This window comes from Novosphingobium sp. Gsoil 351 (genome assembly GCF_009707465.1).
In the GTDB taxonomy this organism is placed as follows: domain Bacteria; phylum Pseudomonadota; class Alphaproteobacteria; order Sphingomonadales; family Sphingomonadaceae; genus Novosphingobium.
In genome coordinates, this window is the sequence record NZ_CP046120.1 from 73,470 (window position 1) to 98,822 (window position 25,353).

19 protein-coding genes and 2 tRNA genes are annotated in these 25,353 nt (G+C 65.7%); 11 read left to right on the forward strand and 10 right to left on the reverse strand.

What is annotated here, in order from left to right:
- Positions 1–140 precede the first annotated feature (140 nt).
- Together GKE62_RS00320 and GKE62_RS00325 are read left to right on the forward strand one after the other, a co-directional pair.
- Complete coding sequence (locus GKE62_RS00320; protein ID WP_154690514.1) at positions 141–1,733, forward strand: lysine--tRNA ligase; 1,593 nt, start codon at positions 141–143, stop codon at positions 1,731–1,733.
- Positions 1,734–1,740: 7 nt separating this feature from the next.
- Positions 1,741–2,313: a DUF1003 domain-containing protein gene (locus GKE62_RS00325; RefSeq protein ID WP_154690515.1), complete on the forward strand. Its 573-nt coding sequence runs from the start codon at positions 1,741–1,743 to the stop codon at positions 2,311–2,313.
- A 13-nt stretch (positions 2,314–2,326) separates the two neighbouring features.
- On the opposite strand, the gene GKE62_RS00330 is transcribed toward GKE62_RS00325, so the two are convergent.
- From GKE62_RS00330 to GKE62_RS00365, 8 genes are all read right to left on the reverse strand, one after another.
- Positions 2,327–4,168, reverse strand: coding sequence for a DUF885 family protein (locus GKE62_RS00330; RefSeq protein ID WP_154690516.1), 1,842 nt, complete (start codon positions 4,166–4,168; stop codon positions 2,327–2,329).
- Positions 4,159–4,836: a 2OG-Fe(II) oxygenase gene (locus GKE62_RS00335; RefSeq protein ID WP_154690517.1), complete on the reverse strand. Its 678-nt coding sequence runs from the start codon at positions 4,834–4,836 to the stop codon at positions 4,159–4,161. Before GKE62_RS00335 ends, GKE62_RS00330 begins: the two co-directional genes overlap by 10 nt.
- 215 nt (positions 4,837–5,051) lie before the next feature.
- Entirely contained in the window at positions 5,052–6,050 is a 999-nt protein-coding gene (locus GKE62_RS00340) for an RcnB family protein (protein WP_230207105.1), read from the reverse strand.
- A 197-nt stretch (positions 6,051–6,247) separates the two neighbouring features.
- Entirely contained in the window at positions 6,248–7,921 is a 1,674-nt protein-coding gene (ettA, locus tag GKE62_RS00345) for an energy-dependent translational throttle protein EttA (RefSeq protein WP_154690518.1), read from the reverse strand.
- A 101-nt stretch (positions 7,922–8,022) separates the two neighbouring features.
- Positions 8,023–8,099: transfer RNA gene (locus tag GKE62_RS00350), tRNA-Pro, on the reverse strand.
- Between the two features lie 25 nt (positions 8,100–8,124).
- A tRNA-Ile gene (locus GKE62_RS00355) sits at positions 8,125–8,201 on the reverse strand.
- A 45-nt stretch (positions 8,202–8,246) separates the two neighbouring features.
- Positions 8,247–9,248 carry a polysaccharide deacetylase family protein gene (locus tag GKE62_RS00360; RefSeq protein WP_154690519.1) on the reverse strand — a complete coding sequence of 334 codons (1,002 nt, stop codon included), beginning with the start codon at positions 9,246–9,248 and terminating at the stop codon, positions 8,247–8,249.
- Positions 9,249–9,309: 61 nt separating this feature from the next.
- Positions 9,310–11,046, reverse strand: a complete 1,737-nt coding sequence (locus tag GKE62_RS00365; protein WP_154690520.1) for a HAMP domain-containing sensor histidine kinase — start codon at positions 11,044–11,046, stop codon at positions 9,310–9,312.
- Positions 11,047–11,286: 240 nt separating this feature from the next.
- Between GKE62_RS00365 and GKE62_RS00370 the strand changes: the two genes are divergently transcribed.
- Entirely contained in the window at positions 11,287–11,754 is a 468-nt protein-coding gene (locus GKE62_RS00370; protein ID WP_154690521.1) for an Lrp/AsnC family transcriptional regulator, read from the forward strand.
- 287 nt (positions 11,755–12,041) lie between these two features.
- Positions 12,042–15,005 (forward strand): TonB-dependent receptor, encoded by a 2,964-nt coding sequence (locus tag GKE62_RS00375; RefSeq protein WP_154690522.1) that lies wholly within the window; start codon positions 12,042–12,044, stop codon positions 15,003–15,005.
- Between the two features lie 63 nt (positions 15,006–15,068).
- Here GKE62_RS00375 and GKE62_RS00380 read toward each other — a convergent pair whose 3' ends face one another.
- On the reverse strand, positions 15,069–15,974 hold the full coding sequence (locus GKE62_RS00380; RefSeq protein WP_154690523.1) for a dienelactone hydrolase family protein: 906 nt from the start codon (positions 15,972–15,974) through the stop codon (positions 15,069–15,071).
- 148 nt (positions 15,975–16,122) lie between these two features.
- Between GKE62_RS00380 and GKE62_RS00385 the strand changes: the two genes are divergently transcribed.
- Entirely contained in the window at positions 16,123–17,235 is a 1,113-nt protein-coding gene (locus tag GKE62_RS00385) for an S-(hydroxymethyl)glutathione dehydrogenase/class III alcohol dehydrogenase (RefSeq protein WP_154690524.1), read from the forward strand.
- A gap of 52 nt (positions 17,236–17,287) precedes the next feature.
- Entirely contained in the window at positions 17,288–17,665 is a 378-nt protein-coding gene (locus tag GKE62_RS00390) for a VOC family protein (RefSeq protein ID WP_154690525.1), read from the forward strand.
- Here GKE62_RS00390 and fdhD read toward each other — a convergent pair.
- Positions 17,652–18,473 (reverse strand): formate dehydrogenase accessory sulfurtransferase FdhD, encoded by an 822-nt coding sequence (gene fdhD / locus GKE62_RS00395; RefSeq protein ID WP_230206830.1) that lies wholly within the window; start codon positions 18,471–18,473, stop codon positions 17,652–17,654. The genes GKE62_RS00390 and fdhD overlap by 14 nt on opposite strands.
- A 112-nt stretch (positions 18,474–18,585) precedes the next feature.
- Between fdhD and zwf the strand changes: the two genes are divergently transcribed.
- From zwf to GKE62_RS00420, 5 genes are all read left to right on the forward strand, one after another.
- Positions 18,586–20,034, forward strand: coding sequence for a glucose-6-phosphate dehydrogenase (zwf, locus tag GKE62_RS00400; protein ID WP_154690526.1), 1,449 nt, complete (start codon positions 18,586–18,588; stop codon positions 20,032–20,034).
- A 16-nt stretch (positions 20,035–20,050) separates the two neighbouring features.
- Positions 20,051–20,668, forward strand: coding sequence for a bifunctional 4-hydroxy-2-oxoglutarate aldolase/2-dehydro-3-deoxy-phosphogluconate aldolase (gene eda / locus GKE62_RS00405; RefSeq protein ID WP_154690527.1), 618 nt, complete (start codon positions 20,051–20,053; stop codon positions 20,666–20,668).
- Between the two features lie 149 nt (positions 20,669–20,817).
- Entirely contained in the window at positions 20,818–23,580 is a 2,763-nt protein-coding gene (locus tag GKE62_RS00410) for a phosphoenolpyruvate carboxylase (RefSeq protein WP_154690528.1), read from the forward strand.
- A gap of 58 nt (positions 23,581–23,638) precedes the next feature.
- On the forward strand, positions 23,639–24,739 hold the full coding sequence (gene hppD / locus GKE62_RS00415; protein ID WP_154690529.1) for a 4-hydroxyphenylpyruvate dioxygenase: 1,101 nt from the start codon (positions 23,639–23,641) through the stop codon (positions 24,737–24,739).
- Positions 24,736–25,284, forward strand: coding sequence for a VOC family protein (locus GKE62_RS00420; protein WP_154690530.1), 549 nt, complete (start codon positions 24,736–24,738; stop codon positions 25,282–25,284). The genes hppD and GKE62_RS00420 overlap by 4 nt, the downstream gene beginning before the upstream one ends.
- The last annotated feature ends 69 nt before the right edge of the window (positions 25,285–25,353 follow it).

Consider the following 25,353-nt stretch of genomic DNA (forward strand, 5'->3'; position numbering starts at 1 on the left):
GCCAGCACCCGTGCAACACCCCTCCCGAGCTCTGGCGAAAGGTCACATCGCGTTTTCCGATTCGGCCGGCAAGCTGCTGAAAGTGAAAGTAAAACTTTCGAAAGTCACATGTTTTCGCCGCCTTTCCAGCGGTCCGCGCGATGATCCTCGCCGTGTTCGACGCATCCCTCATCGCCGCCGCCAACGTCTCCAAGGCCTGGCCGTTCGAGGAGGCGCGCAAGCTGCTCAAGCGGTTTCCGCAGGGGAAGGGCGCTCCGGTGGTGTTCGAGACCGGCTATGGCCCCAGCGGGCTGCCGCATATCGGCACTTTCCAAGAGGTGCTGCGGACCACGCTGGTGCGCCGCGCGTACGAGGTGGTGTCTGGTGGCGCGGCGACGCGGCTGATCGCGTTCAGCGACGACATGGACGGGCTGCGCAAGGTGCCCGACAACATTCCCGGCGCACAGATGCTGGGCGAACACCTCGGCCGGCCGCTCAGCCGCATTCCCGATCCGTTCGGCAGGTTCGAAAGTTTCGCGCACCACAACAACGCGATGCTGCGCGAATTCCTCGACCGGTTCGGCTTCGACTACGAGTTCGTCGCGTCGAGCGACCGCTACAATTCGGGCGCCTTCGACGAGGCCCTGCGCAATGTGCTGCGGCACTTCGACGCGATCATGGCGGTGATGCTCCCCACGCTGCGGGCCAAGCGGGCGGCGACCTATTCGCCGGTGCTGCCGGTCTCGCCGACCAGCGGCGCGGTGCTGCAGGTGCCGGTGACGGTGGTCGATGCCGAGGCCGGTGTGGTTCGCTTCGAGGATGCCGGAAAAACGGTCGAGCAGTCGATCCTCGGGGGCGCCGCGAAGCTGCAGTGGAAGGTCGACTGGGCGATGCGCTGGCTGGCGCTGGGCGTGGACTACGAGATGTACGGCAAGGACCTGACCGACAGCGGGGTTCAGTCGGGACGGATTGCGGCCGTGCTCGGCGGGCGCAAGCCCGAAGGCCTCATCTACGAGCTGTTCCTCGACGAGAACGGCGAGAAGATATCCAAGTCGAAGGGCAACGGCCTGACCATCGAACAATGGCTGACCTACGGCAGCGAGGACAGCCTGGGGCTGTACCTTTATCGCGAGCCCAAGAGCGCCAAGAGCCTGCATCCCGGCGTGATTCCGCGCGCGGTCGACGATTACTGGCAGTTTGCGGAAAAGCTGGCGACGCAGCCGATCGAGCAGCAGCTCGGCAACCCGGTGTGGCACCTGACGCACGGCCGCGGCGAGGCGGACGCGCTGCCGGTAACCTACGGCTTGCTGCTCAATCTGGTCGGCGTGCTGGGCGCCGCCGCGACGCGCGAGCAGGTGTGGTCCTATCTCGCCAACTATGTGCCCGATGCCGCGCCCGAGGCGCACCCCGCGCTCGACGCGCTGGTCGGGCGGGCGCTGGCCTACAACCGGGATTTCGTCGCGCCGGGGCTGGTCCGGCGGGCGCCCACGGCCAACGAGGCCGCGGCGCTGCGCGCGCTCGATGCCGCGCTGTTGGGGCAGGGCGAAGGCGCATCGGCCGAGGAGCTTCAGACTCTCATATACGAGATCGGCAAGAATCCGGCGTTCGGGATCGAAAACCTGCGCGACTGGTTCAAGGCGCTGTATGAAACCCTGCTCGGCTCCAGCCAAGGGCCGCGCATGGGCAGCTTCATCGCGCTCTACGGCGTGGCCAACACCCGCCGCCTGATCGGCGAGGCGCTGGCCCGGGAGTAAGCCGGCGATGAAAAACAAGGTCGATACCAGCCCCGAGGCGTTGGCCGAGGAGCTTCTCGGGCGCCCTTACGATGAGCTCGACGAGGACGAGCAGCGCGCGCTATGTCGTGTTGCCTCAACCGAGATCGAGCTCGATCCCGACGAACTCGACGTAGTCAACGTCTCGTTCGGCGACCGCATGGCCGATCGCGTCGCCGCGGTCGGAGGCAGCTGGTGCTTCATCGTCGTCTTCCTGGTGCTGATGGCGGCATGGATGACTCTCAATGCAGTCCATTGGCGGGGTATCGCGCTGGACCCGTTCCCGTTCATCCTGCTCAACCTGTCGCTCTCCGCGCTCGCGACGCTCCAGGCTCCCATCATTCTGATGAGCCAGAACCGCCAGGCCAAGAAGGACCGTATCTCGAACCGCCACGACTATGAGGTCAATCTGCGGACGACGGTCGAATTGCTCAGGCTGCACCGCAAGGTCGACAAGATCTTCAACAAGATGGGCAAGTTCGAACAGGAAGTGTCGCATGTGGCGACCACTGCCGAGGCGGCTGTGGAAAAGGCCATCGAAATAGCGCCCCCGGGCCAATAGCCCGGCGCGGCGCCTAGTGAGACTTTTGTCCCGCGATCCAGCGTTGGATCTTGGCCTCGAGCACCGCCATCGGCAGCGCGCCGGAACCCAGGACCTGCTCGTGGAACGCGCGCACGTCGAATTTCGCGCCCAGTTCCTTCTCGGCTTGCTGGCGCAACCGCTGGATGGTCAGCGAGCCGATCTTGTAGGCCAACGCCTGGCCGGGGATGGCGATATAGCGTTCGACCTCGGCGGTCGCATCGGTCCGGCCCATGCCAGAGTTGCTCAGCATGTATTCGATCGCCTGCTCGCGGCTCCAGCCCTTGGTGTGGAGCCCGGTATCGACAACCAGCCGCATCGCCCGCAGCATCTCGTCGTCGAGCGTGCCCCAGTGCTGCAGCGGGTCCTTGTAGAACCCCATCTCGTAGCCAAGCGTCTCGGCGTAGAGCGCCCAGCCTTCGACAAACGCGGTATTGCCGCCGAACCGCTGGAAATCGGGCAGGTTCGGGTTCTCCTGCGCCAGGCTGATCTGGAAGTGATGCCCCGGCGCGCCCTCGTGGAGATAGAGCGTGGTGATCCCGGTGAGGAATCTGCTGGGGAGGTCGTAGGCGTTGAAATAGAACACCCCGGGCCGGCTGCCGTCTGGCGCGCCGCTCTCATAGCTTCCACCGGCCTCGTACTTCTCGGAATAGGCGGGATAGGGCCGGATCTGGAGCTTGGCCTTGGGCACGGTGGAGAAGAACCGCGGGATTTGGGCGTCGACCTTGCGCCCGACTTCGGCGAACCCTTCGCTGAGTTGGGCGCGGGTGGTCGGGTGGTATTTGGGATTGGTGCGGATTTCGTTGAAGAAATCCTTGAGCGGGCCGGCGTAGCCGAGCTCGACCTTGACCTTCGCCATCTCGCCCTGGATCCTCGCCACCTCGGACAAGCCGAGATTGTGGATCGCCGCGGGATCAAGATCGGTGCCGGTCGAGCTGGCGACGTCGAAACGATAGAGCGCGTCGCCGCCCTTCATCGCCGACAAGCCAACCTGCGCGCGCGCAGCAGGCAGGTACTCGTCGGCGAGGAACGCGCGCAGCGAGCGATAGGCGGGTAATACCTCACCCGAGATCGCGCCGAGATAGGCTGCAGTCAGGCGGCGGCGGGTGGCGGCATCAAAGGTCTTGGGGAACGCGCGCGTCGGCCCGGCGAACGGCGTCTCGGCGGCCTTTTGCGCCAGCAGCGCATCGATCTGCGCGATCATGTTGCGGGTGGTCAGCTGCGAGGCGACCACACCGGTCGCCATGCCCTGACGAAAGCGCGCCGTTGCGGCTGCGAAGATCCTGGGCAGCAGACGGGTCCGCGCCAGATTCTCATCGTACTGCGCGACCGTGGTGAACGGCGCGCCGCCCTGGCCCGAGACGAAATCGGGATAGTCCTTGTGCAGCCCATAGAAGTGATTGATCGGCAGGACCTGCTCGATCGGCGCCAGTTCCGGCGACAGCTCCCGCGCCTCGAGCCGCTTTTCGAAGGCGAACACATCGTAGGAAATGGCTTCGTCGGGGGTCAGGCGCGCGCGGTCGATCGCCGCAAGCCGCCGCTGGGCGTCCGCCAGCGCCGCGTGGCGGCGTTGCAGCAGTTCGTCGGTGAAGGTCAGCGCGAAATCGGTGGGCGGCGAGGATTCTCCCCGAGCCACCGCGTTGAGCGGCGAGAGCCGCTTTTCCGCCGCGGCATCGGCCGCGAACAGGTCGGCCAACATCCGCGCGTCCGCGCCCGCCACCGCGCTGGCCGGAGCGATCGGGGGCCGGGTGGCGGTTGCACAGCCCGTTGCGCCCAGCGCGAGGATCACGCTGGCCAGGGCCGGTAACAGGGGCCGAGCCCCGACAACTAAGCCCATTTGCGCGCCCGATACCATTTGGTGATGATGTACTTGGTTCCCTTGATCACCGGCCGGCCCGCGTGGATCGTATCGGGGTTGGGCGAGCCATCGGGATTCATGTTGTTCCAGAACAGCAGCGCGCCCGGTTGCGGGGGGATGCTCAGCTCCAGTCGGGGGAACTCGGTAGCGCCGCCCTCTTCGACCCGGTTGAGGAAGGCCATCGCAGTCCAACTGCGCTGCCCACCACGCTTGCGCACGTCCTGCCAATAGGGCTGGCTGGTGTGGAAATAATCCTGATGCGGCTTGAATTCCTGGCCCGGCATGTAGCGCTGGCCCTGAACGGTCTCGGCGTTCTCCGAAGGGATGCCGAGCAAGTCGTCGATGCGCCGCTCGATCATCCGGATGAACGGGTCCGACCGGCTGAGGTTGCCGGAATAGGATGTGCGGAAGCCGCTTTCGTACGGGTTGTCGAACAGCTTGGAAGGTTCGGCGGTCGCGTCTACCAAGATACGCAAGCGACTGCATTCGGAAGCCGTGAAGAAGTTGGCCACCGCATAGATTTCAGCAAGTTCGGTCGGAAAGCGAAAGATCGCTTCATCGGCTTCCAGCCGCGCCCGAACCTTCGCCCCGATGCGGGCGAGAGTGTCCATATCGGGGTGTTCGACCTTGGCGGCAGTCTTGCTCATGAAGCTGCGCTATTGCCGAGTTTTCGTTTGTTCGACAAGGCCATCCGGCCGCACTGGGCAGGCCGGTGCCGCCGGCTTTCGACCCAAGTCGACGGTGTGCGCATGACAATGGGTGGAACCCCCGCCCGTTGCGGGGCGAGGGTTCCGGCCGATCCACGCCGGCATGGGCATTCGGGCGGACGGCCTGAGGGAGCCCCAATCAGGCTTGAAGCGTCCTACCAGAAGAAGTCGTGGATCACGTCGACCACTTCGCCGCTGTAGATGTCCACCAGCAGCGCATCGTCGTAATAGCGCACCCAGCGATACGGACCATAAGCTTCGGGCAGACGATACTGGTACGGATCGTCGATCCAGTAGTTCTGGCTATAGAACAGCGGCTGCAAGAAGAACCCGATGTTCAGGCGGCTGTAGCGATAGCTGTTGTACGGCGAGTAATAGCGACCCACGCGATAGATATCGCGGTGCTGGTTGCGATAGCTCGACCAGTTGTAGCGATTGTCGCGGCGCCAGTCGTTGCGGTCCCACCGGCGATGATCGCGGCTGCTGCTAGTGTAACCGCCCCGATAGCCGCCGTCGTAACCTTGACGATAGGCCTGGCTCTGGTCGCGCCGGTCACGGTAGTTGTCCGCGGTCCGTCCGTCGCGATAGCCGTTGCGATACGTTGACGCGCGATCACCTTGCCAGGCACCATAGGACCGGGTCCGGTTGGGATCGCTGTAGGTGCGGTTGCGTTGCCCGTTCCACTGACCGTCGCCATAGCGGCGTGTGCGTTCGGTGGCCTGGGGAGCTTGAGGAACCTGCGGGACCGCCTCGCGCCCGATCGCGGCGTCGTTGCTCCAGTTGCGGCCATAACGCTGGCCTTCGCTGCGTTGCGAACGCCAGCCACCGTCAGTGGTTGCGCGCTGCTGCTGTTGCTGGGCAGCGACCGCGCGCTCCTGCTGGCGGGCCGCGGCTCGAGCCTGCCATTCTCCTGCATCCTGCGGTGCGGCCTGCTGCTGGCGAGCCTGCCAACGGCCGCCCTGCGGCGCTTCCGCACGCGCCGCGCGCTGTTCCTGGCGCTGCTGGCGCATTTCGGCGCGCTCCACTTGGCCCCCGCCACGCCAGCGCCGTTCGCCGCCGTCGACATCTTGCGCGTGCGCTGGCAAGGCAACGAACACGCTTGCCAACCCCAGCGCGACCGTCGCGGCCGAATTCCTAAAAGACTTGCGGACCATACCGGTCACCTTTCCGTACCAGATAGCGCCGCGACGGGGCGGCGACCCGAATCGCCTGCTACGCCCAGGTCGCTGTCGCCGTGGTGAACCGTGCGTTAGGGTTTCCGTTCAGGTTTGTCGCAGAAAGCATGAACCATTTTGCGTCTCGCGAGCGTCCACGGAATTTGGGAGAAGCCCGTCTTTATCGATTGGATTATTTACCGCGTGAGCTTCTTGTACGAAAGCCTGGTCGGCCGATCAGCGGCATCGCCCCAGCGCCTCCGCTTGTCTTCTTCATAGGCTTCGAAATTGCCCTCGAACCACTCGACGTGGCTGTCGCCCTCGAACGCCAGGATGTGCGTGGCAAGCCGGTCGAGAAAGAAGCGGTCGTGGCTGATCACGACAGCGCAACCGGCGAAGTTCTCGATCGCGTCTTCCAGCGCGCGCAGGGTTTCGACGTCGAGGTCGTTGGTCGGCTCGTCGAGCAGCAGCACGTTGCCGCCGTTCTTGAGCATCTTGGCGATGTGGACGCGGTTACGTTCACCGCCCGATAGCTGGCCGACTTTCTTCTGCTGGTCTTGGCCTTTGAAGTTGAACGCCCCGACGTAGGCCCGGGTGCTCATTTCCTGCTTGTTGACAGTCATGTAGTCGTGACCGCCCGAAACCTCCTCCCACACGTTGTTCGCGGGGTTCAGCGCGTCGCGGCTCTGATCGACGTAGCCCAGGCGCACGGTCTCGCCGATCGCAATCTCGCCGGTGTCTGGCTGTTCCTGGCCGGTGAGCAGCTTGAACAGCGTCGACTTGCCCGCGCCGTTGGGGCCGATGATCCCGACGATCCCGCCCGGCGGGAGCAGGAACGAAAGGTCTTCGAACAGCAGCTTGTCGCCATAGGCCTTGGAAAGGTTCTTGGCCTCGATCACCTTGCCGCCCAGCCGCTCGGGCACCTGGATAACGATCTGGGCCTTGTTGACGATCCGCTTCTCGCTGTTCTCGACCAACTGGTCGAAGGCTTTGATTCGCGCCTTGCTCTTGGTCTGGCGGCCCTTGGTCCCGGCGCGGATCCACTCCAGCTCGTCCTTGATGGCCTTCTGGCGCCCCTCGTCTTCGCGGCTCTCCTGTTCAAGCCGTTTGGCTTTTTTCTCTAGATAGGTCGAATAGTTGCCTTCGTAGGGGAAGTATTTCCCGCGGTCGAGCTCGAGGATCCAGCCGACCACGTTGTCGAGGAAATAGCGGTCGTGGGTGATCATCAGCACCGCGCCGGCGTAGTCCTTGAGGTGGTTTTCGAGCCATTCGACACTTTCGGCGTCGAGGTGATTGGTCGGCTCGTCCAGGAGCAGGATGCCGGGCTTCTGGATCAGCAGGCGGGTGAGGGCGATACGGCGTTTTTCGCCGCCGGAAAGGTTGGTGACCGGCCAGTCGCCCGGTGGGCAGCGCAGTGCTTCCATCGCGATTTCGAGCTGGTTGTCGAGCGTCCATCCGTCGACTGCGTCGATCTTTTCCTGGAGCTCGCCCATCTCGGCGCCGAGCGCGTCGAAGTCCGCGCCGTCCTCGCCCATCTCGATACCGATCTGATTGAACCGGTCGACCATGTCGGCGATTTCTCGCGCGCCGTCCTTGACATTCTCGAGTACGGTCTTGCTCTCGTCGAGCTGGGGTTCCTGCTCGAGATAGCCGACGGTGATGTATTCGCCCGGCCACGCCTCGCCGGTAAAGTCGGTGTCGATCCCAGCCATGATCTTGATCAGCGTCGACTTGCCCGCGCCGTTGGGGCCGACGATCCCGATCTTGGCGCCCTGATAAAACTGAAGCGAAATATCCTTGAGCACCGGCTTGGGCGCGCCGGGAAAGGTCTTGGTCATGTTCTTCATGACGTAGGCGTACTGGGCGGCCATGGGGCGTGCGTCCTGTCAGGGTATGGCTGAAGTGCGGGATTTGGCGCGCCATGTAGGGCGAGGGGCACGGTGGGGCAAGCGCGAGGCGCGCTTTGCCGAAATGGTCGGGGAGAGAGGATTCGAACCTCCGACCCTCTGCTCCCAAAGCAGATGCGCTACCAGGCTGCGCTACTCCCCGACGATTTCCGCGCGCGCTGCGGCGGTGGTGGGCCCGGCAGGACTCGAACCCGCGACCTAGCCGTTATGAGCGGCCAGCTCTAACCAACTGAGCTACAGGCCCGCCGCGCGGCGCGTTAGCGGCAAGCGGGGCGGTTTGGCAAGAAATCTACATTTCCGCCGCGGCGATAATCTCGCGTACGCAGGTCGGGCGCACCTTGCGGCTGGCGAGGTAGTCGAAACTGCTGCGCCACCACGCATAGAACCGGTCGAGATCGTACTCGTCGCGCACGTACGGGGTGTGGCCGGGGCGTAGCGAAGGGCTGTGGAAGCTGAACACCAGCAGCGGCAGCCCATCGTCGAGCGCAATATCGATCGCCTTGAGCGCCTCGTCGGCGGCGACGCCTTCGGGGGTCAGCGGGATCCGCTCGAGCATGCCCAGCCGCGCCAGCAGCCCGCGCAGTCGCGGCACTCGCCACAAAGCGGGGTGGAGCGTGCGGCCTTGCTGGCGCAGCAGGCCCCAGAACACGGTGGTCAGCGGCAGTTCCAGCAAGCCATTGCGGCGGCCGATCCACCACGGGACCAGCGGGTGGTGGCGGAAGTTGGGACCCCCCTGGCTCGAGTAGTCGAACAACGCGCGCACCGAGGTGTCGATTGCGATCCCCGCCTGGGCGAGAATCTGCGCGGTCTCCGCGCCGACCCCATAGCGTCCGGCGCGATAGATCAGCGGCGCTGCGCCGAAGTTGCGCTCGATCGCATCGCGCAAGGCGCCGAACTTGGCGCGCTCCAGTTCGGCGGGGAGGTTGCCGGCGAAACTGTTGTGGACGGTGATCTCTTCATGGTGGGGCGGATTGACCCACGGATGGAGCTGGACTCCGATCTCGGCGCGGCCCTGCGCCACCGCCTCGCCCAGGACTTCGGCTGTGCGCGGATCGTTGACCACCGGATAGTCGACCAGATAGACCGGGACCACCCCATGGCCCTCGCAGAACTGTTGGAACTTTGCGAGGCGCGGGATGGAGTCGAGGCTGTGATCCGAGCGCGCGAACGGGCTCGACCAGTCGAACTCCTCCTCGGTATCGACGGTTACCAGAAAGCGCTGGCCGAAATCGGGCTTGAATCGAACCAGGTCGCCGGGGCCGGGCAGGTCGGTGATCTGTGCCTGGCGCACTGCGTCCCCTGCCGAGTTCTAGGAACCCCCGCTCGACACGGAAGGCACTGCTTCCGCGGGACTATTGGTATCGGCCGATGCGGTCAAGGCCGGCAGGCGCAGGATCAGGCGGCCGGCTTCGCGATCGAGGGACCCGCCGCAGGCGGCGGCCTCGGCACGGGCCAGGCGCAGCGCGAAGCCTCCGCCCAGAAATCCCAGCGATCCGCTGCCGCTGGCCGGGTGAACCGAGAACAACTCTGCGTCGGTTTGCCCGGCTAGCGCCGCGGGGGAGCTCTACGCCGAGGGCGAATCCGCCGTCGAACGTGGCGAGGTTGAGCGACAGCGCTTCGCCCGGGACCGCGGCTGAGGCGAGCAGCGCGAGCAACCTCCACAGCGTCCGCTCGGCCTCTCCCGCGGCCATGCGGACCGGGGCCGGGCCAGTTTCATTGCCCGTTCCAGTGACGATGAAGCGCACGCCGCGCGCCGCTAACGCTGGGCCGAGCTGACCCAGCAGGCGATCCACCACCGCACGCAGATCGCATTGACCCGAGAGGTCGTCGCCGCGCCCGGTCTCGAATTTGACCAGGCGATCGATCTCCTCGAACCCAGCCAGCACTGCCGCGCTGTCGGCGGCGATCGAGGCGGCTAAACTGCGATATTGATGCGGGGTCGGGCCGAAGAGCTGCTGCTGGATGAGTTCGGCGAAACCCTGGATTGCGTTGACCGGGGTGCGCAGCTCGTGAAGCAATTGGCGCAGCCGGTCGGCGGCGCTTTCGGGAGCGTCTGCGGATTCCGGCCCGGGGCGGCGCAGCAGACCCCGATAGCCGAGGAACCGACCGCCATCGGCGGCAAAGCGTGGCGCGGCGTCGATCTGCCAGGCACCCGCGATCGCTGCCGCACCGGTCAGTTCTAGCCTACCGCCGTGGACGGGGCGGCGCTGGCGCAGGGCGCGGGTCGTCGCCGCGTCGGACCTGGCCGGTGAGAGCGCGGCATTGTGGCTCAGGACGAAGCCCGCGAGCATCGCCCCGAACGGGGCGTCGGCACCGACCAGAATGCCGCTGGCGTCGCTGGCGAAGCGGATCGCAGTGACCGCGGGCGGCGCCGGCTCCGGCCCTTCGCTCAGCGGCAAACGCAAATCGCCCTGGTCTGTGCCCGCGCTTCCCGCACCGGGTTGCGCGGTCTCGCCGAACTGGAGCGTGCCCGCCTTACGACTGCGCCGGAAGGCCTCGATCCGGCGGACGATTGCGCCGATGCCATCGGTCGCCGCCGGGGCGGGCTCGGCGAGGGCGAGAATAGATGGGTCGAGCGAAGCGAACTCCGCCGTCTCGTCCGCCGGCGCGGGCAGTCCGATCTCAATGATTCCCAGTCGGGCGAGCACCGCGCGAAGCCGTGGCCCCAAATCATCGCGATGGCGCAAATGCCCGCGCGCCGCCAGTGGCAGTTCGATCGCCAGCGCGGTCCACTGCCAGTCGTCGAGCCGCGCAGCCCCGATCGCCGCCGCCGCGACCGCAGGCGCTTGCGAGGCGAGCCGGAGGACGAGCCCGGGGTGACGCAGCGCGGCGGGGCTGGCGCGGACCAGCGCGGCGCGCTCGTCGGCCGACAGCACCGTCTCGAGCGCGGACAGCCGCTCGAGCGCGGCCTCGGACAGTTCGAACCCAGGCGGCGTGCGCCCGAGCAGATCGAGCAACTGGCGATATTGAGTGCGTGCCCCGGCTACGCTATCGGAGGCGGTGGCGAGCACGGTCGCGAGCCGATCGTCGACGATCACCTCGCCTGATCCGGCGCCGGGCACTTCGGGATCTGAAGCGGGCGTCGGCAAGCGAGTCGATCCTGTTTCCTGGGGCCAGCGAACGCGGTCTGCCAGCCACCCGTTAGCAATTGGTCACAATCTTAACAGTTCACGGGGCCACGCGCAGGGCGGCGGCGGGGGCGTTGCAATGTGGGACGATTGCGGTATGAAACAATAAAATTAGCGTCGCCTCGCTATAAAGGTGTGGAAAATTGCCCAATTCTGTTCGGGATGCCGCCCTTTCGAGGATAATGAGGACCTCGCACGCCGATGGCCAATCTAGACCGTATCGATCGCCGACTCCTGTGCGAGCTTCAGGATGAAGGACGTATTACCAACGTCGAGCTCGCCCAGCGCGTCGGCCTCACCGCGCCGCCCTGCCTGCGGCGGGTGCGTGCGCTGGAGGATGAAGGGGTCATCCGGGGCTACCACGCCGATCTAGACGCCTCCAAACTCGGCTACGCGATCACCGTCTTCGCGCTGGTCAGTTTGCGCAGCCAGGCGGAGGACGCCCTGCGCCAGTTCGAGGAACACATGCGCGGTCTTCCCGAAGTGCGCGAGTGCCACATGCTCAACGGCGAGATCGACTTCATCCTCAAGATCGTCAGCCGCGATCTCCAGAGCTTTCAGGAGTTCCTGACCTCTAAGCTCACCCCGGCGCCGAATGTCGCCAGCGTCAAGACCTCGCTGACCATCCGCACTGCCAAGCAGTTGCCTGGCGTGCCGCTCGAGGATTGAGCGTGCCGACAAGTGCCGAATCGCCGTCGTATCGGCAGGGCGGCGAACTTTTCCCTTTACTGGTAATAACCTGCACCTGAAGACCGCCTGTAGCGTGGCTTTCACACTACAGATGTAGATAACCTGATGCGGATCGCACAATCCCGCTTGCGCTCGCTCTTTTGTCAGTTAGTCTCCGATTCAATCGATCGATTAAACGATCACAACATGGGAGAAGGGCAGTGAGGCTTCAGGCAATTCAACGTCTTGTGCGCCTTGGCGCAACCACGTCGGCTTTGGCTATATCGATGACTGGCGTGGCCTTCGCGCAGGATGCCGCCCCTCAGGCAGACACCGCCGATGCGCCGGGCGATGTGATCATCGTTACCGCTCAGCGCCAGTCGCAGAGCCTGCAGGAAGTGCCGATCGCGGTTTCGGCTTTCAGTGGCGAGGCGCTTGAGAAGCAGCAGATCAAGAACGCCAGCGATCTACAGCTGACCCTGCCCAACGTCACTTTCACCAAGGGCAACTTCACCGGATCCAGCTTCACCATCCGCGGCATCGGCGACTTGTGCGTCGGCGTCTCGTGCGACAGCGCGACCGCAATCCACCTCGACGGCACCCCGCTGCTCGGCACCCGCCTGTTCGAAACGGAGTATTTCGATCTCCAGCGGATCGAGGTGCTGCGCGGGCCGCAGGGTACTCTGTTCGGCCGCAACGCGACTTCGGGCGTGGTCAACTTCCTGCCCAACCGGCCCGACCTCAGCGGATTCCACGCCTCTGCCGAGGGCGAGTACGGCAACTACAACTCGATCAAGGGCAAGGGGATGGTCAACGTCGCCCTGGGCGACACCATCGGCGTCCGCGTTGCGGGCTTCTACCTGAACCGCGACGGCTATACGAAGAACGTCTTTGACGGGAAGAAATTCGACGGCCGCGATATGTATTCGGTGCGGGGTTCGCTGCGCTTCGAGCCCACCGAAAATACCACGATCGATCTGCTGGCATCGTACTTCCACGAGAAGGACAACCGTCTGCGCATCCAGAAGCAGGTCTGCCAGCGCGATCCGACGGGCATCCTCGGCTGCCTTGCCAATCGTCGCGATTTCGGCACGACCAACGCCAACTCGACCTTCGTCGGGGTGCTGACTTCCCGAGAATTCCTTGCAACGCAGGGCATTCCGGCCAATTTCGCGCTGGGCAGCCTCTACGGTCCCGACGCCTATGCCAATTCGGTCAATCCGCGCAACGTGCGTCAGGTAAACACCGACTATGCTCCGACCTATGAGACCAATGAAGAAATGTACCAGGCGCGGATCGAGCAGCAGCTAGGCGACAAATTCAAGCTTCAGTTGACCGGATTCTATCACAAGGCCGATGTCGACTCGAGCCAGGACTACAACCTTTCCGTCCAGAGCCGTGCCGGCTATGTCACCGCTCTCACCTCGCTCGCCGCGGTCGCACAAACCGGCATCGGATTGCCGGGATCAGCTGCTTATTTCGCTCCGCTGGCGGCGGCGATCATCCCGAACGGTCCTGCGGGCAACTTGTGCACCTCGCTTCCCGAATTCAGCGGCACCGGAGCCTTCGGCGGCAACAAGCTATGCTCCGCGACACCTCAGGACTTCGACCGATCCAACCAGAAGTCACGGGATTGGTCGGGTGAGGCAATCTTCACGAGCGATCTTGACGGGCCGTTCAATTTCCTCCTCGGCGGGATATATCTGGACGCCAAGCTCACCGAGAACAGTTATTTCGTGAACTCGTTCGGGATCGACTACCTGACCGGGCTTCTTGGCTCGTTCACCGGAGTGGGATCGTTCAATCCGGCGACGGGCGCCTATGCACTTCCGCCGGCTTACCTAGGCACCCCGTTTTTCCGCAACAACACCGATGTGCTGCGGGTCAAGTCCTACGGCTTGTTTGGTGAAGCCTATTATGACGTCAACGATCGCGTCAAACTAACCCTCGGTCTGCGGTACAACAACGATAAGAAGTTCGTCCGCGCCCGCTCGACCCTCGCAAGCTTCCTGGTGCCCTATAGCTCCACGGATGCCTTCTCATCGCCCTTCGTCGCCGCTTTCGATGCCGACCCAGGAATCGCTGGAAACCAGCTTTTTCAAGAACGGAACGCGAGGTTCAGCGAGTTCACCGGGCGAGCCGTGCTTGACTTCAAGATCACCGACGACAGCCTGCTCTACGCATCGTATTCGCGAGGCTACAAATCGGGCGGGATCAACCCTCCTCTCCAGCCGATCTTCGCGGTCGACGAGTCGTTCAAACCGGAATTCGTTAACGCCTTCGAAATTGGGTCGAAGAACGCTTTCGCGAACGGCAAGTTCATCTTCAACCTTACCGCTTTCTATTACCAGTACAAGCAGCTCCAGCTCAGCCGGATCGTCGCGCGTACTTCGGTAAACGACAATGTGGACGCCAACATCTACGGACTCGAGGCCGAGGCGATCATTCGTCCGACGCGCGAGTTCACCGTGAACATCGGCGCCAGCTATCTCCACACCAAGGTCTCGCAGGACAAGTTGTTGTCGAACCCGCGGGATCCGGGTGGCGGGCGGGCCGATGCTGTGATCGTCAAGGACATCACGAACGGCTCAAACTGCGCGGTGGCATCTAACACCGGAAACGCCGCCGGCGTAAACACCCTGGTCAACAAGACCAACGCCCTGATCAACGCAGGGATCGTTCCCGGTCTGAAGGCGGGTGCAGGCCTGCAGAACACGACTGCATTTCCGGCGGACTCGGGTCTTGCCTCTACCGGTGCCTTCAGCGTTTGCGGAGCGCTTAGCGCCGCGGCAGCTGGGTCGTTCAACATCGCAGCATTGGGGCCTTTGGGTATCGATCCAGCCGCACTTGGCGGCGCGACAGTCCTGACGGCCGGTGTCCCGGTCAACATCAAAGGCAACAAGTTGCCGCAGGCGCCGAACTACAAGTGGTCGGTGGGGGCCCAGTACCGGATCGAAATGTCGAACGACTGGTCGCTCACCCCGCGCGCCGACTTGACCTACACTGGCGACAGCTTCGGCAATATCTTCAACGGTCGGATCAATAAGATCCAAGGCTTCGCGCAGGCGAACGCCCAGATCCAGCTGGACGGGCCGCAGGATCGCTGGTTCGTGCGCGGATACATTCAGAACATCTTCGACAGCAACTCGACTACGGGCTTGTATGTGACCGACCAGTCGTCGGGCCTGTTCACCAACATCTTCACGCTGGAACCGCGCCGCTACGGTATCGCGGCGGGGGTGAAGTTCTGACGGCCTAGGGTTCTCGATATTGAAAGGCCCCGGTGGAAACGCCGGGGCCTTTTTCTCGTCGGCTCAAAGCTTGGCGTAATGCGCCAGCTGGCGCTGAAATGCGCGGTCGGCCTGGGCGGCGTCGTATGAGGGCGAGTCCGCCACGGTCCAGCCGTGGTTGGCCGGGTAGACCTCGATCTCGCAGCTCCGCCCGGCCGCGTCGCACGCCTCGCGCAGCGTGGTCTTGGCGCCGGGTTCGCGTGCGTCGTCGTTCTGGGCGATCGCGATCAGCAGCGCGGCGCGGGTCGCGGCGATCAGCCGGTGCGGGCTGTCGGGCGCGTCGGTGACCAGACCGCCGCCGTGCATCGAGGCGGCGACACCGATCCGATCGGGCGCAGCCGCCGCGGTGCGGATCGTTGCGCCGCCGGTCATGCAATGGCCTACGGTGCCGATCTTGCGCCTGCTGTCCACTTGCGGCTGCCTATCGAGCCAGGCGACGAACGCCTTGCCGTCGCTGGCGTAGGTCGCGGGGCTGAGCGCCTTGCCCATCGGCGCGACCGCGGCGCGGACCGCGGGGTCGGTGAAGCTCGCGCCGGTGGGCAGCACCGGGGCCTTCGCGCTGCGGTAATAGTGGTTGACGACCAGAGCGGCGTAACCCGCGCGAGCGAGGTCGCGCGCCTTGTCCTTGAAGCTGTCTCGCAAACCGAGGATATCCGGCCAGACCAGCACCGCCGCATGGCCGCCCTTGGCGGGATAGGCGAAGAAGGCGTCGGCGGCGCCATCGGGGGTGGGAATTGTGACCGCCCGCTCGGCGATCGCCAGGCCGGACGGCGTTGGCGTGGGTGCCGCGTTCGGATCGTTGGACGCCATGCATCCCGCAAGCGCGCCGCCCGCCGCCAGTCCTGCCGCGCCCAGCCCGAAACCGCGCCGCGATACGCGCCGCATCGCCTGCCATTCGGCATCGTCGGCCAGGGTGAAATCATCGCACATAACGGCGCGTCTCCTGTCGGTTACGCCCCTCCCGCGGCGGGTTGTAACGGACCCCATGGAAGGCGCAAGCAGCGCGCTTGACGCACGGCCCCAGGCTGGGCCAAGCGATCTGCCTTTCCTTGGGAACAACCAGCAGGGAGACCCCCCGATGAAGACCCGCGCCGCCGTCGCATTCGCCGCCAAGCAGCCGCTGGAGATCGTCGAACTAGACCTCGACGGCCCGAAGGCGGGCGAAGTGCTGGTCGAGATCATGGCGACGGGGATTTGCCACACCGACGCCTACACCTTGGATGGGCTGGACAGTGAAGGCCTGTTCCCCAGCGTGCTCGGCCACGAGGGGGCGGGGATCGTCCGCGAGGTCGGGGCAGGGGTGACCAGCGTCAAGCCGGGCGACCACGTGATCCCGCTTTACACCCCCGAATGCCGCCAGTGTAAGTCGTGCCTTTCGGGCAAGACCAACCTGTGCACCGCGATCCGCGCGACCCAGGGCAAGGGGCTGATGCCCGACGGAACCAGCCGCTTCAGCTACAAGGGCGAGACGATCTTCCACTACATGGGCTGTTCGACCTTCAGCAATTTCACCGTGCTGCCCGAGATCGCGGTCGCGAAGATCCGCCAGGACGCCCCGTTCAAGACCAGCTGCTACATCGGCTGCGGGGTGACCACCGGGGTCGGCGCGGTGGTCAACACCGCCAAGGTCCAGGTCGGCGACAATGTCGTGGTGTTCGGGCTCGGCGGGATCGGGCTCAACGTGATCCAGGGTGCGCGGCTCGCGGGGGCGGGGCGCATCGTCGGGGTCGACATCAATCCCGAGCGCGAGGCTTGGGGCCGCCAGTTCGGGATGACCGACTTCCTCAACAGCAAGGGCATGAGCCGCGACGAGACGGTGGCGGCGATCGTCGCGCTGACCGATGGCGGGGCCGACTACACCTTCGACGCCACCGGCAACACCGAGGTCATGCGCACCGCGCTCGAGGCGTGCCACCGCGGCTGGGGCACGAGCATCATTATCGGCGTGGCCGAAGCGGGCAAGGAGATCGCCACCCGGCCGTTCCAGCTCGTCACCGGGCGCAACTGGCGCGGGACCGCGTTCGGCGGCGCGAAAGGCCGCACCGACGTGCCGAAGATCGTCGACTGGTACATGGAGGGCAAGATCGCGATCGACCCGATGATTACCCACGTGCTCACCCTCGAGGAAATCAACAAAGGCTTCGATCTGATGCACTCGGGCGAGAGCATCCGCAGCGTGGTGGTCTATTGACCCGGTTGCGCGAGGCGATAAGTATCGATCAGAAACTTAAGGGAGAGCGCTGATGTATAGCCACAACATGGTCGGATCGAACGACATCGATCGCTCGAAGAAGTTCTATGACGCGGTGTTCACCGCGATGGGCGGCCGCGCCGGGATGAAGGACGACAAGGGCCGCCTGATCTATATGAACAACGACGGATTGTTCATGGTCACTCCCCCGATCGACGGCAAGCCCGCGACCCCGGGTAACGGCTGCACCATCGGCTTTGCGATGGACACGCCCGAGCAGGCCGAGGCCTGGCACGCCGCGGGCGTCGCCAATGGCGGCACCTCGATCGAGGATCCGCCGGGCATCCGCCAGGGCAGCTTCGGCGACCTTTATCTCGCCTATCTGCGCGACCCCGACGGCAACAAGCTCTGCGCGCTCAAGCGGATGTAAACACGGTGTGCGGGTCCGCGGCGACGAGCATTTCGTCGGCGCGGGCCAGCGCGATCAGGGTCAGGCCGCAGGCGTTGGCGCGTTCGATCGCCAGCGCGGTCGGCGCGGAGATCGTCACCAGCAGGCGCACGCCGACCAGCGCCGCCTTTTCGACGAGTTCGAACGAGCAGCGCGAGGTCAGCAGGGCGAAGCCCGCGCCCGGCGCAAGACCCGTCCGCAGCGCGTGGCCGATCAGCTTGTCGAAGGCGTTGTGCCTGCCGACATCCTCGCGCGCGGCCAGAATGGTGCCTTCGGCGTCGGCGAACGCGGCTGCGTGAACCGCGCCGGTCAGCGCGTTTAGCGGCTGATGGTCGCGCAGCGAGGCGAGTGCCGCGAACACCGCCCGCGGCCCGATGTCCGCTGGCGCCGCAAGGGCAGGCAGTGGGCGCAGCGCCTGGTCCAGATTCTCGATCCCGCACAAGCCGCAGCTGCTCTCGCCCACGCGATGCCGCACCCGGTCGATAACCCGCTCGCGGCAATCGTCGGTAAGCCACAGGTCGAGCAGGATACCGCGAGCTTCGGGGCGCACCTCGACCCGCTCGATCTGGTCGGCGCGGTCGATCAGCCGTTCGGACAGCGCGAAACCCCAGGCGAAATCCTCGAGATCGGCGGGAGAGGCCATCATCACCGCATAACCGAACCCGCAGACGCTTATCGCGACCGGCACTTCGCTGGCGATGTCCCGCGTGTGCAAGCCGGCCCCCGCCGGCGACAGGCCGGTGAACCGATGGGTTTGGGAGGCATCGATAAGGCGAGGCGGGTCGTCCACGGCATATCCGTTGGTCGCCAAGCGCAATCTTCGCAAGCTCGCGCTTGCTTTTGTGCGCTTGCGAAGGATAGGTGCCCGCCAGCGCCAGGCGCACCGGTTCATCGGAGATAGCATGATCGCCTCGCGCTCTTCCGCCCTGCTGCTGTTTGGCGCGACCGGCGATCTGGCGCGGCGGATGCTGCTGCCCTCGCTGTTCGGGTTGCACGAGGACGGCTTGCTCAATCCCGGGCTGCGCATCGTGGGAACCGCGCGTTCGACCCTTGACGATGCCGGCTTTCGCGAGATGGCGCGCGCCGCGCTCAGCGAATTCCTGCCCGCCGAGCGCCGCGACGACAGCAAGCTCGAAGGGTTTCTCGAGCGGCTGTCGTATCAGCCGCTGGATGCCTCGTCGCTTGATGGCTTTCCGGCGCTCGCGGACAAGGTCGGCGATACCTCGGGCGGACTGGCGATCTTCCTGTCGACCGCGCCGTTTCTGTTCGAACCAACGATCAAGGGACTGGCGGCTTCGGGCCTCGCCCATGAAGGTGTTCGGATCGGGCTGGAAAAGCCGCTCGGCAACGATCTGGCCAGTTCGCGCCTGATCAACGACGCGGTTGCCGCCGCCTTTCCCGAGGAGCGAATCTTCCGGATCGATCACTACCTGGGCAAGGAGACCGTCCAGAACCTGCTCGCGCTGCGCTTTGCCAACGCGATGTTCGAACCGCTGTGGAATTCGGCCGGGATCGATCATTTCCAGATCACGGTGAGCGAAACTGTCGGGCTGGAGGGGCGCAAGGGCTTCTACGAGGACACCGGCGCGCTGCGAGACATGGTCCAGAACCACATGCTGCAGTTGCTCGCGCTGACCGCGATGGAGCCGCCCGCCGATTACGACGCGACCTCGATCCGCGACGAGAAGGTCAAGGTGCTGCGTGCGCTGCGTGCGGTGAAGCCGGGCGAGATGGTGCGCGGCCAGTACGCCGCGGGCGCGGTCGGCGGCAAGACCGTCGGCGGGTTCGCGGAGGATCTGGGCGAGGCGAGCGACGCCGAGACGTTCGTGGCGCTCAAGGCCCATGTCGAGAACTGGCGCTGGCAGGGCGTCCCGTTCTACTTGCGCACCGGCAAGCGCCTGGCCGAGCGGCGCAGCGAGATCGTCGTCCAGTTCAAGTGCGTGCCCCACAACATCTTCGCCGAGCGGGGCGGCAAGCTCATCGCCAACCGCCTGGTGATCCGGCTCCAGCCAGAGGAATACGTTCGGCTCCAGCTCATGGCCAAGGAGCCGGGGCTCGATCGCAACGGCATCGTCCTGCGCGAGGTTCCGCTCGATCTGTCGCTGACCGCCGCCTTTGCCAAGGCGCGGCGGCGGATCGCCTACGAGCGGTTGTTGCTCGATCTGATCGAGGGCGAGCAGACGCTGTTCGTTCGTCGCGACGAGGTCGAGGCGCAATGGCGCTGGGTGGATGCCATTCGCGAGGCCTGGGCCGAGGCGGCGGGCGAAGTGAAGGCCTATGCCGCGGGAACATGGGGGCCGAACGCGGCGATCGCGCTGACCGAGCGCGACGGGCGCAGTTGGAACGATTGAGGGGCGGGGCCGAGCGATGAGCAGCGACATCGAAACCGTGATGCGCACCGCGCCGGTGATCCCGGTGCTGGTGATCGACGATCTCGCCCATGCCGAACCGGTCGCGCGGGCGCTGGTCGCGGGCGGATTGCGCGTGCTCGAGGTGACCTTGCGCACGCCCTGCGCGCTCGACGCGATCCGCGCGATGCGCAGCGTCGAGGGCGCGATCGTCGGGGCGGGGACGGTGACCAACCCCGACGAGCTCGCCGCCTCGCTCGATGCGGGAGCGGAATTCATCGTTTCGCCGGGGCTGACCGAGCGGCTGGGCGAGGCGGCGGTCAACGCCGGCGTCCCCTACCTTCCGGGCATCGCCAACGCGGGCGACATCATGCTTGGGCTCGACCTGGGCCTTACCCACTTCAAGTTCTTCCCGGCGATGGCGAGCGGCGGCTTGCCCGCCTTGAAGGCGCTCGCCGCGCCCTTCTACCAGTGCCGGTTCTGCCCGACCGGCGGAATTTCCGAAGCCACCGCGCCCGAATGGCTGGCGTTCGAGCCGGTGCTGTGCGTCGGAGGGAGCTGGGTGGTGCCCAAGGGCCCGCCCGATCCCGCGGCGATCGAGGCGGCGGCGCGGGCGGCGAGCGCGTTCGGGCGGTGATCGGCCAGCACTTCATTCAAACCCGTCGCCCCTGTGAAGACCGGGGCCCAACCAGGTTCTCCATCTGCGACGACGGTGCCGGAATGAGAGTCCGGTTGGGTCGCGGCCTTCGCCGGGGCGACGGGTGAATTGAAGGGCAACCGTAGGTAATGAAAACTGCCGCCGATCTCCTCGAACGTCTCCAGAGCCTCCACGCGCGCACCGCGGAAACCCCGCTGTTCAACCCGGTGTTCCAACTCAGCCTCGACCTCTCGCGCGAGCTCGAGGGCGGGGCGCTTGACCTGTCAGGGGTCGAGGCGATGGTCGCCGAGTTGGAGTGCGGGGCGCTCAAGGCGCGCGCGGCCAGGCTGCGCGAACTGATCCAGCCGGTCGATCCGGGCGAGAACCTGGCGCGGTTCGGCGTGCTGGCGAGCGACACCGATCTTGCCTCGTTCCGCGTCCGCTGGGAGCGCCCGTTGCTCCATGCGGTGTTCACCGCCCACCCGACGTTCCTGCTCGCCCCGGTCCAGGCCGATGCGGTCGCGCATGGCGCCTCCGGAGATGGCGAGATCGACGATGCAGTGTGCGTGCTGCCCGGCGATGAACCGGCGATCACGCTCGAGTTCGAACATGCCGAAGCCAGCGCCGCGATCGCCCGAGCGGGCGCGGCGCGCGACCGGCTCAACGCCGCGCTGTTCGAAACGGCGCGTGAGCGCTGGCCAGAGGCGTGGCACGATTTCACGCCGCTGCCGTTCCGCTTTGCGACCTGGGTTGGCTACGACATGGACGGGCGCACCGACATCGCCTGGTCGACCAGCGTCGGCTTCCGCCTCGGCGAAAAGGCCGACCGGCTGGCGCGTTACGCCGAATCGTTGGCGGCGATCGACCCGGCACATCCCGACCTGGACCTGCTCCGCCGCGCCGCCGCGCATGCCGCACACCACTCCGCCGCCTTCCTCGGCGACCTGTCCGACCCGGCGCGCCTCAGCGACGTCGCCAACGCGCTGACCGCGCCCGACCCCGACAAGCTGCTGTCCCTCACCCCCCTGATCGCGAGGCTGGAGGCCGAAGCGCGCACCGCTCCCGCCGCTCGCGCGATCGCGCTCAAGGTGCTGTCCGCGGCGATGCGCGCCGACGGGCTGGGGATCGGCTGGATCCATTTCCGGGTCAACGCCGCACAGCTCCACAACGCCATCCGCCGCCGGATAGACCCCGAAGGCGTGCTCGATCTGGGCAGCAAGGGCGCGCTGGCGCGGTTGCGCGACCTGCTGGGCAAGGTCCGCCCGGTCGATTCCAACTTCGCCGCCTTGGCGATCGAGAATGCCACCGCGCTGCGCCAGTTTCTAGCGATGGCGCAGATCCTGCGCCACATCGACGCCGATGCCCCGATCCGGATGCTGATCGCCGAATGCGAGCAGCCGACCACGGTGCTCGCCGCGCTCTATTTCGCGCGGCTGTTCGGGATCGAGGACAAGGTCGATGTCTCGCCGCTGTTCGAAACCGAAAGCGCGCTCGAGCACGGGGGGCGGTTCCTCGATTCGCTGCTGTGCGAGCCCGCTTACCAGGCCTACGCCCGCCAGCGCGGCCGGGTGGCGATCCAGACCGGGTTTTCGGACGCCGGGCGCTTCGTCGGACAGATCCCCGCGGCGCTGGCGATCGAGCGCCTGCAAGGGCGCCTGGCGCAGGCGATGGACGCCAACGGCCTAACCGATGTCGCCGCGCTGATCTTCGATACCCATGGCGAGAGCATGGGCCGCGGCGCGCATCCCGCCAGTTTCGCCGATCGCCTGTCGTGGCCGCTGGGCGAATGGGCGCGGCGCAAGTTCGAGCGCGCCGGGGTGACGCTCGAGCCCGAGGTCAGCTTCCAGGGCGGCGACGGCTATCTGTTCTTCCGCTCGCCGGAACTGGCGTTGGCCACGCTGGTGCGCATCGCCGAAGTCGAGTGCACACCGCTGCCGATGGAGCGCGACCCGTTCTACATCCGCACCGACCTCAGCCTCGATTTCTATCGCAACATCCGCGGTTTCCAGCGCGAGCAGCTCGAATCGCAGACGTATGTCCGTGCGGTGACCGCATTCGGGCTGGGCTTGCTCAAGACCACCGGCAGCCGTGTCTCGCGCCGGGCGGGGGCGCAGGGGCCGGGGAGTCTGCGCCAGATCCGCGCGATCCCGCACAACGCCATCCTCCAGCAGCTCGGCTACCCGGTCAACGTGATCGGCGGGGCCGGGACCGCCGCGGGCGAGGAGGCCGAGGCGCTGGCCGATCTGCTCGCCAGCAGCCCGCGCGGGAGGCAACTGGTCCGGCTGCTGCGCGCCGCCAACGGCCTCGCCAGCATCAAGACCGTCGCCGCGTTCGGGGAACTGTTCAACTCGGCCTATTGGGCGAGCCGCCCCTATCGCGGAACCGAGACCGGGCTCGAAAAGGGCTGTCTGGCGCTCGCCGAGTACCTGATCAAGGACGACCGTCCCGGGGTGTTTCGTCGCTTCGCTTCGCGGCTGCGAGTGGACTGGATGAAGCTGCATCGCCTGCTCTCACTGCTGCCACGGGAGAGCGACTGGGAGGGTCTCGAAGCGACGCGGCGCTCGATCGGGCTGCTCCAGGCGCTGCGCCTGGCTCTGCTCCAGCACATGTTCCTGCGCGTGGTCCAGGTGCCCGCGTTCGCCCGCTCGAACGACGTAAGTCGCGATGATGTCTTGGAAATGGTGCTTTCGCTGCGCATCGACGAGGCGCTGGGGCAGCTGCGCCGCGCCTATCCGGTCGCCGAACCGCGCCTCGACGATTTCGCGGTGGACGAACCGACCGGCTATCCCGATGTTCCTGGCGAAGGCTACGCCGGCGTCCGCGCCCGTTTCATCGATCCGATCGAGCGCGCCCACGCGCTGAACCTGCGGATCGCGACCGCCATCGCCAACCACTTCGGAGCACACGGTTGAATTGAGGGGCGAAGTCGGCTAAACCCGTTTCATCTGAAACCATATTGATGAGACCGCCATGGCCGACCTGTTCGAAAATCCGCTGGGCCTCGATGGTTTCGAATTCGTCGAATTCTGTGCTCCGGAGAAGGGCCTGCTCGAACCGGTGTTCGAACGGATGGGGTTCACCCAGATCGCGCGTCATCGCTCGAAGGACGTCCAGTTGTGGCGCCAGGGCGGGATCAACCTGATCGCCAACTACGAGCCGCGCAGCCCCGCGGCCTATTTCGCCGCCGAGCATGGACCTTCGGCCTGCGGCATGGCGTGGCGGGTGCGCGATGCGGCCCGCGCCTACGAGGTGGCGATCGAGCGCGGGGCGGAACCGGTCGAGGTTCGGACCGGTCCGATGGAACTGCGCCTGCCTGCGATCCGCGGGATCGGCGGGTCGATCATCTACCTGATCGACCGGTACGATAGCGGCAGGGACGGGGACCTCAGCATCTACGATATCGATTTCGTCTATCTGCCTGGCGTCGATCGCCACCCGGTCGGCACTGGGATGAAGGTGATCGATCACCTCACCCACAACGTCTATGGGGGGCGCATGGCCCACTGGGCGTCGTTCTACGAGCGCATCGCCGGGTTCCGGGAAATCCGCTATTTCGATATCAAGGGCGAGTATACCGGCCTCACCAGCAAGGCGATGACCGCGCCCGACGGCAAGATCCGCATTCCGCTCAACGAAGAAGGCGCGGGCGGGGGCGGTCAGATCGAGGAATACCTGCGCGCCTACAACGGCGAGGGCATCCAGCACATCGCCTTTTCGTGCGAGGATCTGCCGGTCGCGTGGGACAAGCTCGCCGCGCTCGGCACCCCGTTCGCCCCAGCGCCACCCGATACCTATTACGAGATGCTCGACGAACGCCTGCCCGGTCACGGAGAGCCTGTGGGTGAGTTGAAGCGTCGCGGCATCCTGCTCGACGGATCGACCGAAAACGACGATCCGCGGCTCTTGTTGCAGATTTTCTCGCAGACCCAGATCGGTCCGGTGTTCTTCGAATTCATCGAGCGCAAGAAGGACGAGGGCTTCGGCGAGGGCAATTTCACCGCGCTGTTCAAGTCGATCGAAGCGGATCAGGTGCGCCGGGGTGCGCTTAAGGTCGGGGAGACGGCGGTATGACCGCACATCCCGTGAAACTTGGTGGAATCCACCATGCCGCTTATCGCTGCAAGGACGCGGGCGAGACCGTCGAATGGTATCGCCGCGTCCTAGGAATGGACTACACGACCGCCTTTGCCGAGGATCACGTCCCCTCGACCGGCGAATACGATCCTTACATGCACGTCTTTCTCGAAGCCGGGAACGGCAACGTGATCGCGTTCTTCGAGTTGCCCAACCAGCCCGCAATGGGCCGCGACGAGGCTACACCGGCGTGGGTCCAGCACCTAGCGTTCCGGGTGCCGAGCGTCGACGCGCTGTTGGCGGCCAAGGCGCATATCGAGGGCGAGGGGGTCGAGGTGCTGGGCCCCACCCACCACGGCATCTTCAAGTCGATCTACTTCTTCGATCCCAACGGCCACAGGATCGAACTCGCCGCCGACATCGGCACGCCCGAGCAGTACGCCGAGCTCAAGCGGGTCGCGCAGCCGATGTTGGACGAATGGAGCCAGACCAAGAAGGCCCCGCGGCACGCCGACTGGCTGCACGAGGCGGCGAACGAGTAGGAAGCAAAAGCCATTCCTGCTCGTGTCGAGCGATTCGGGGTATGTCTAGGCTGGAGCGTAGTAGCCAGC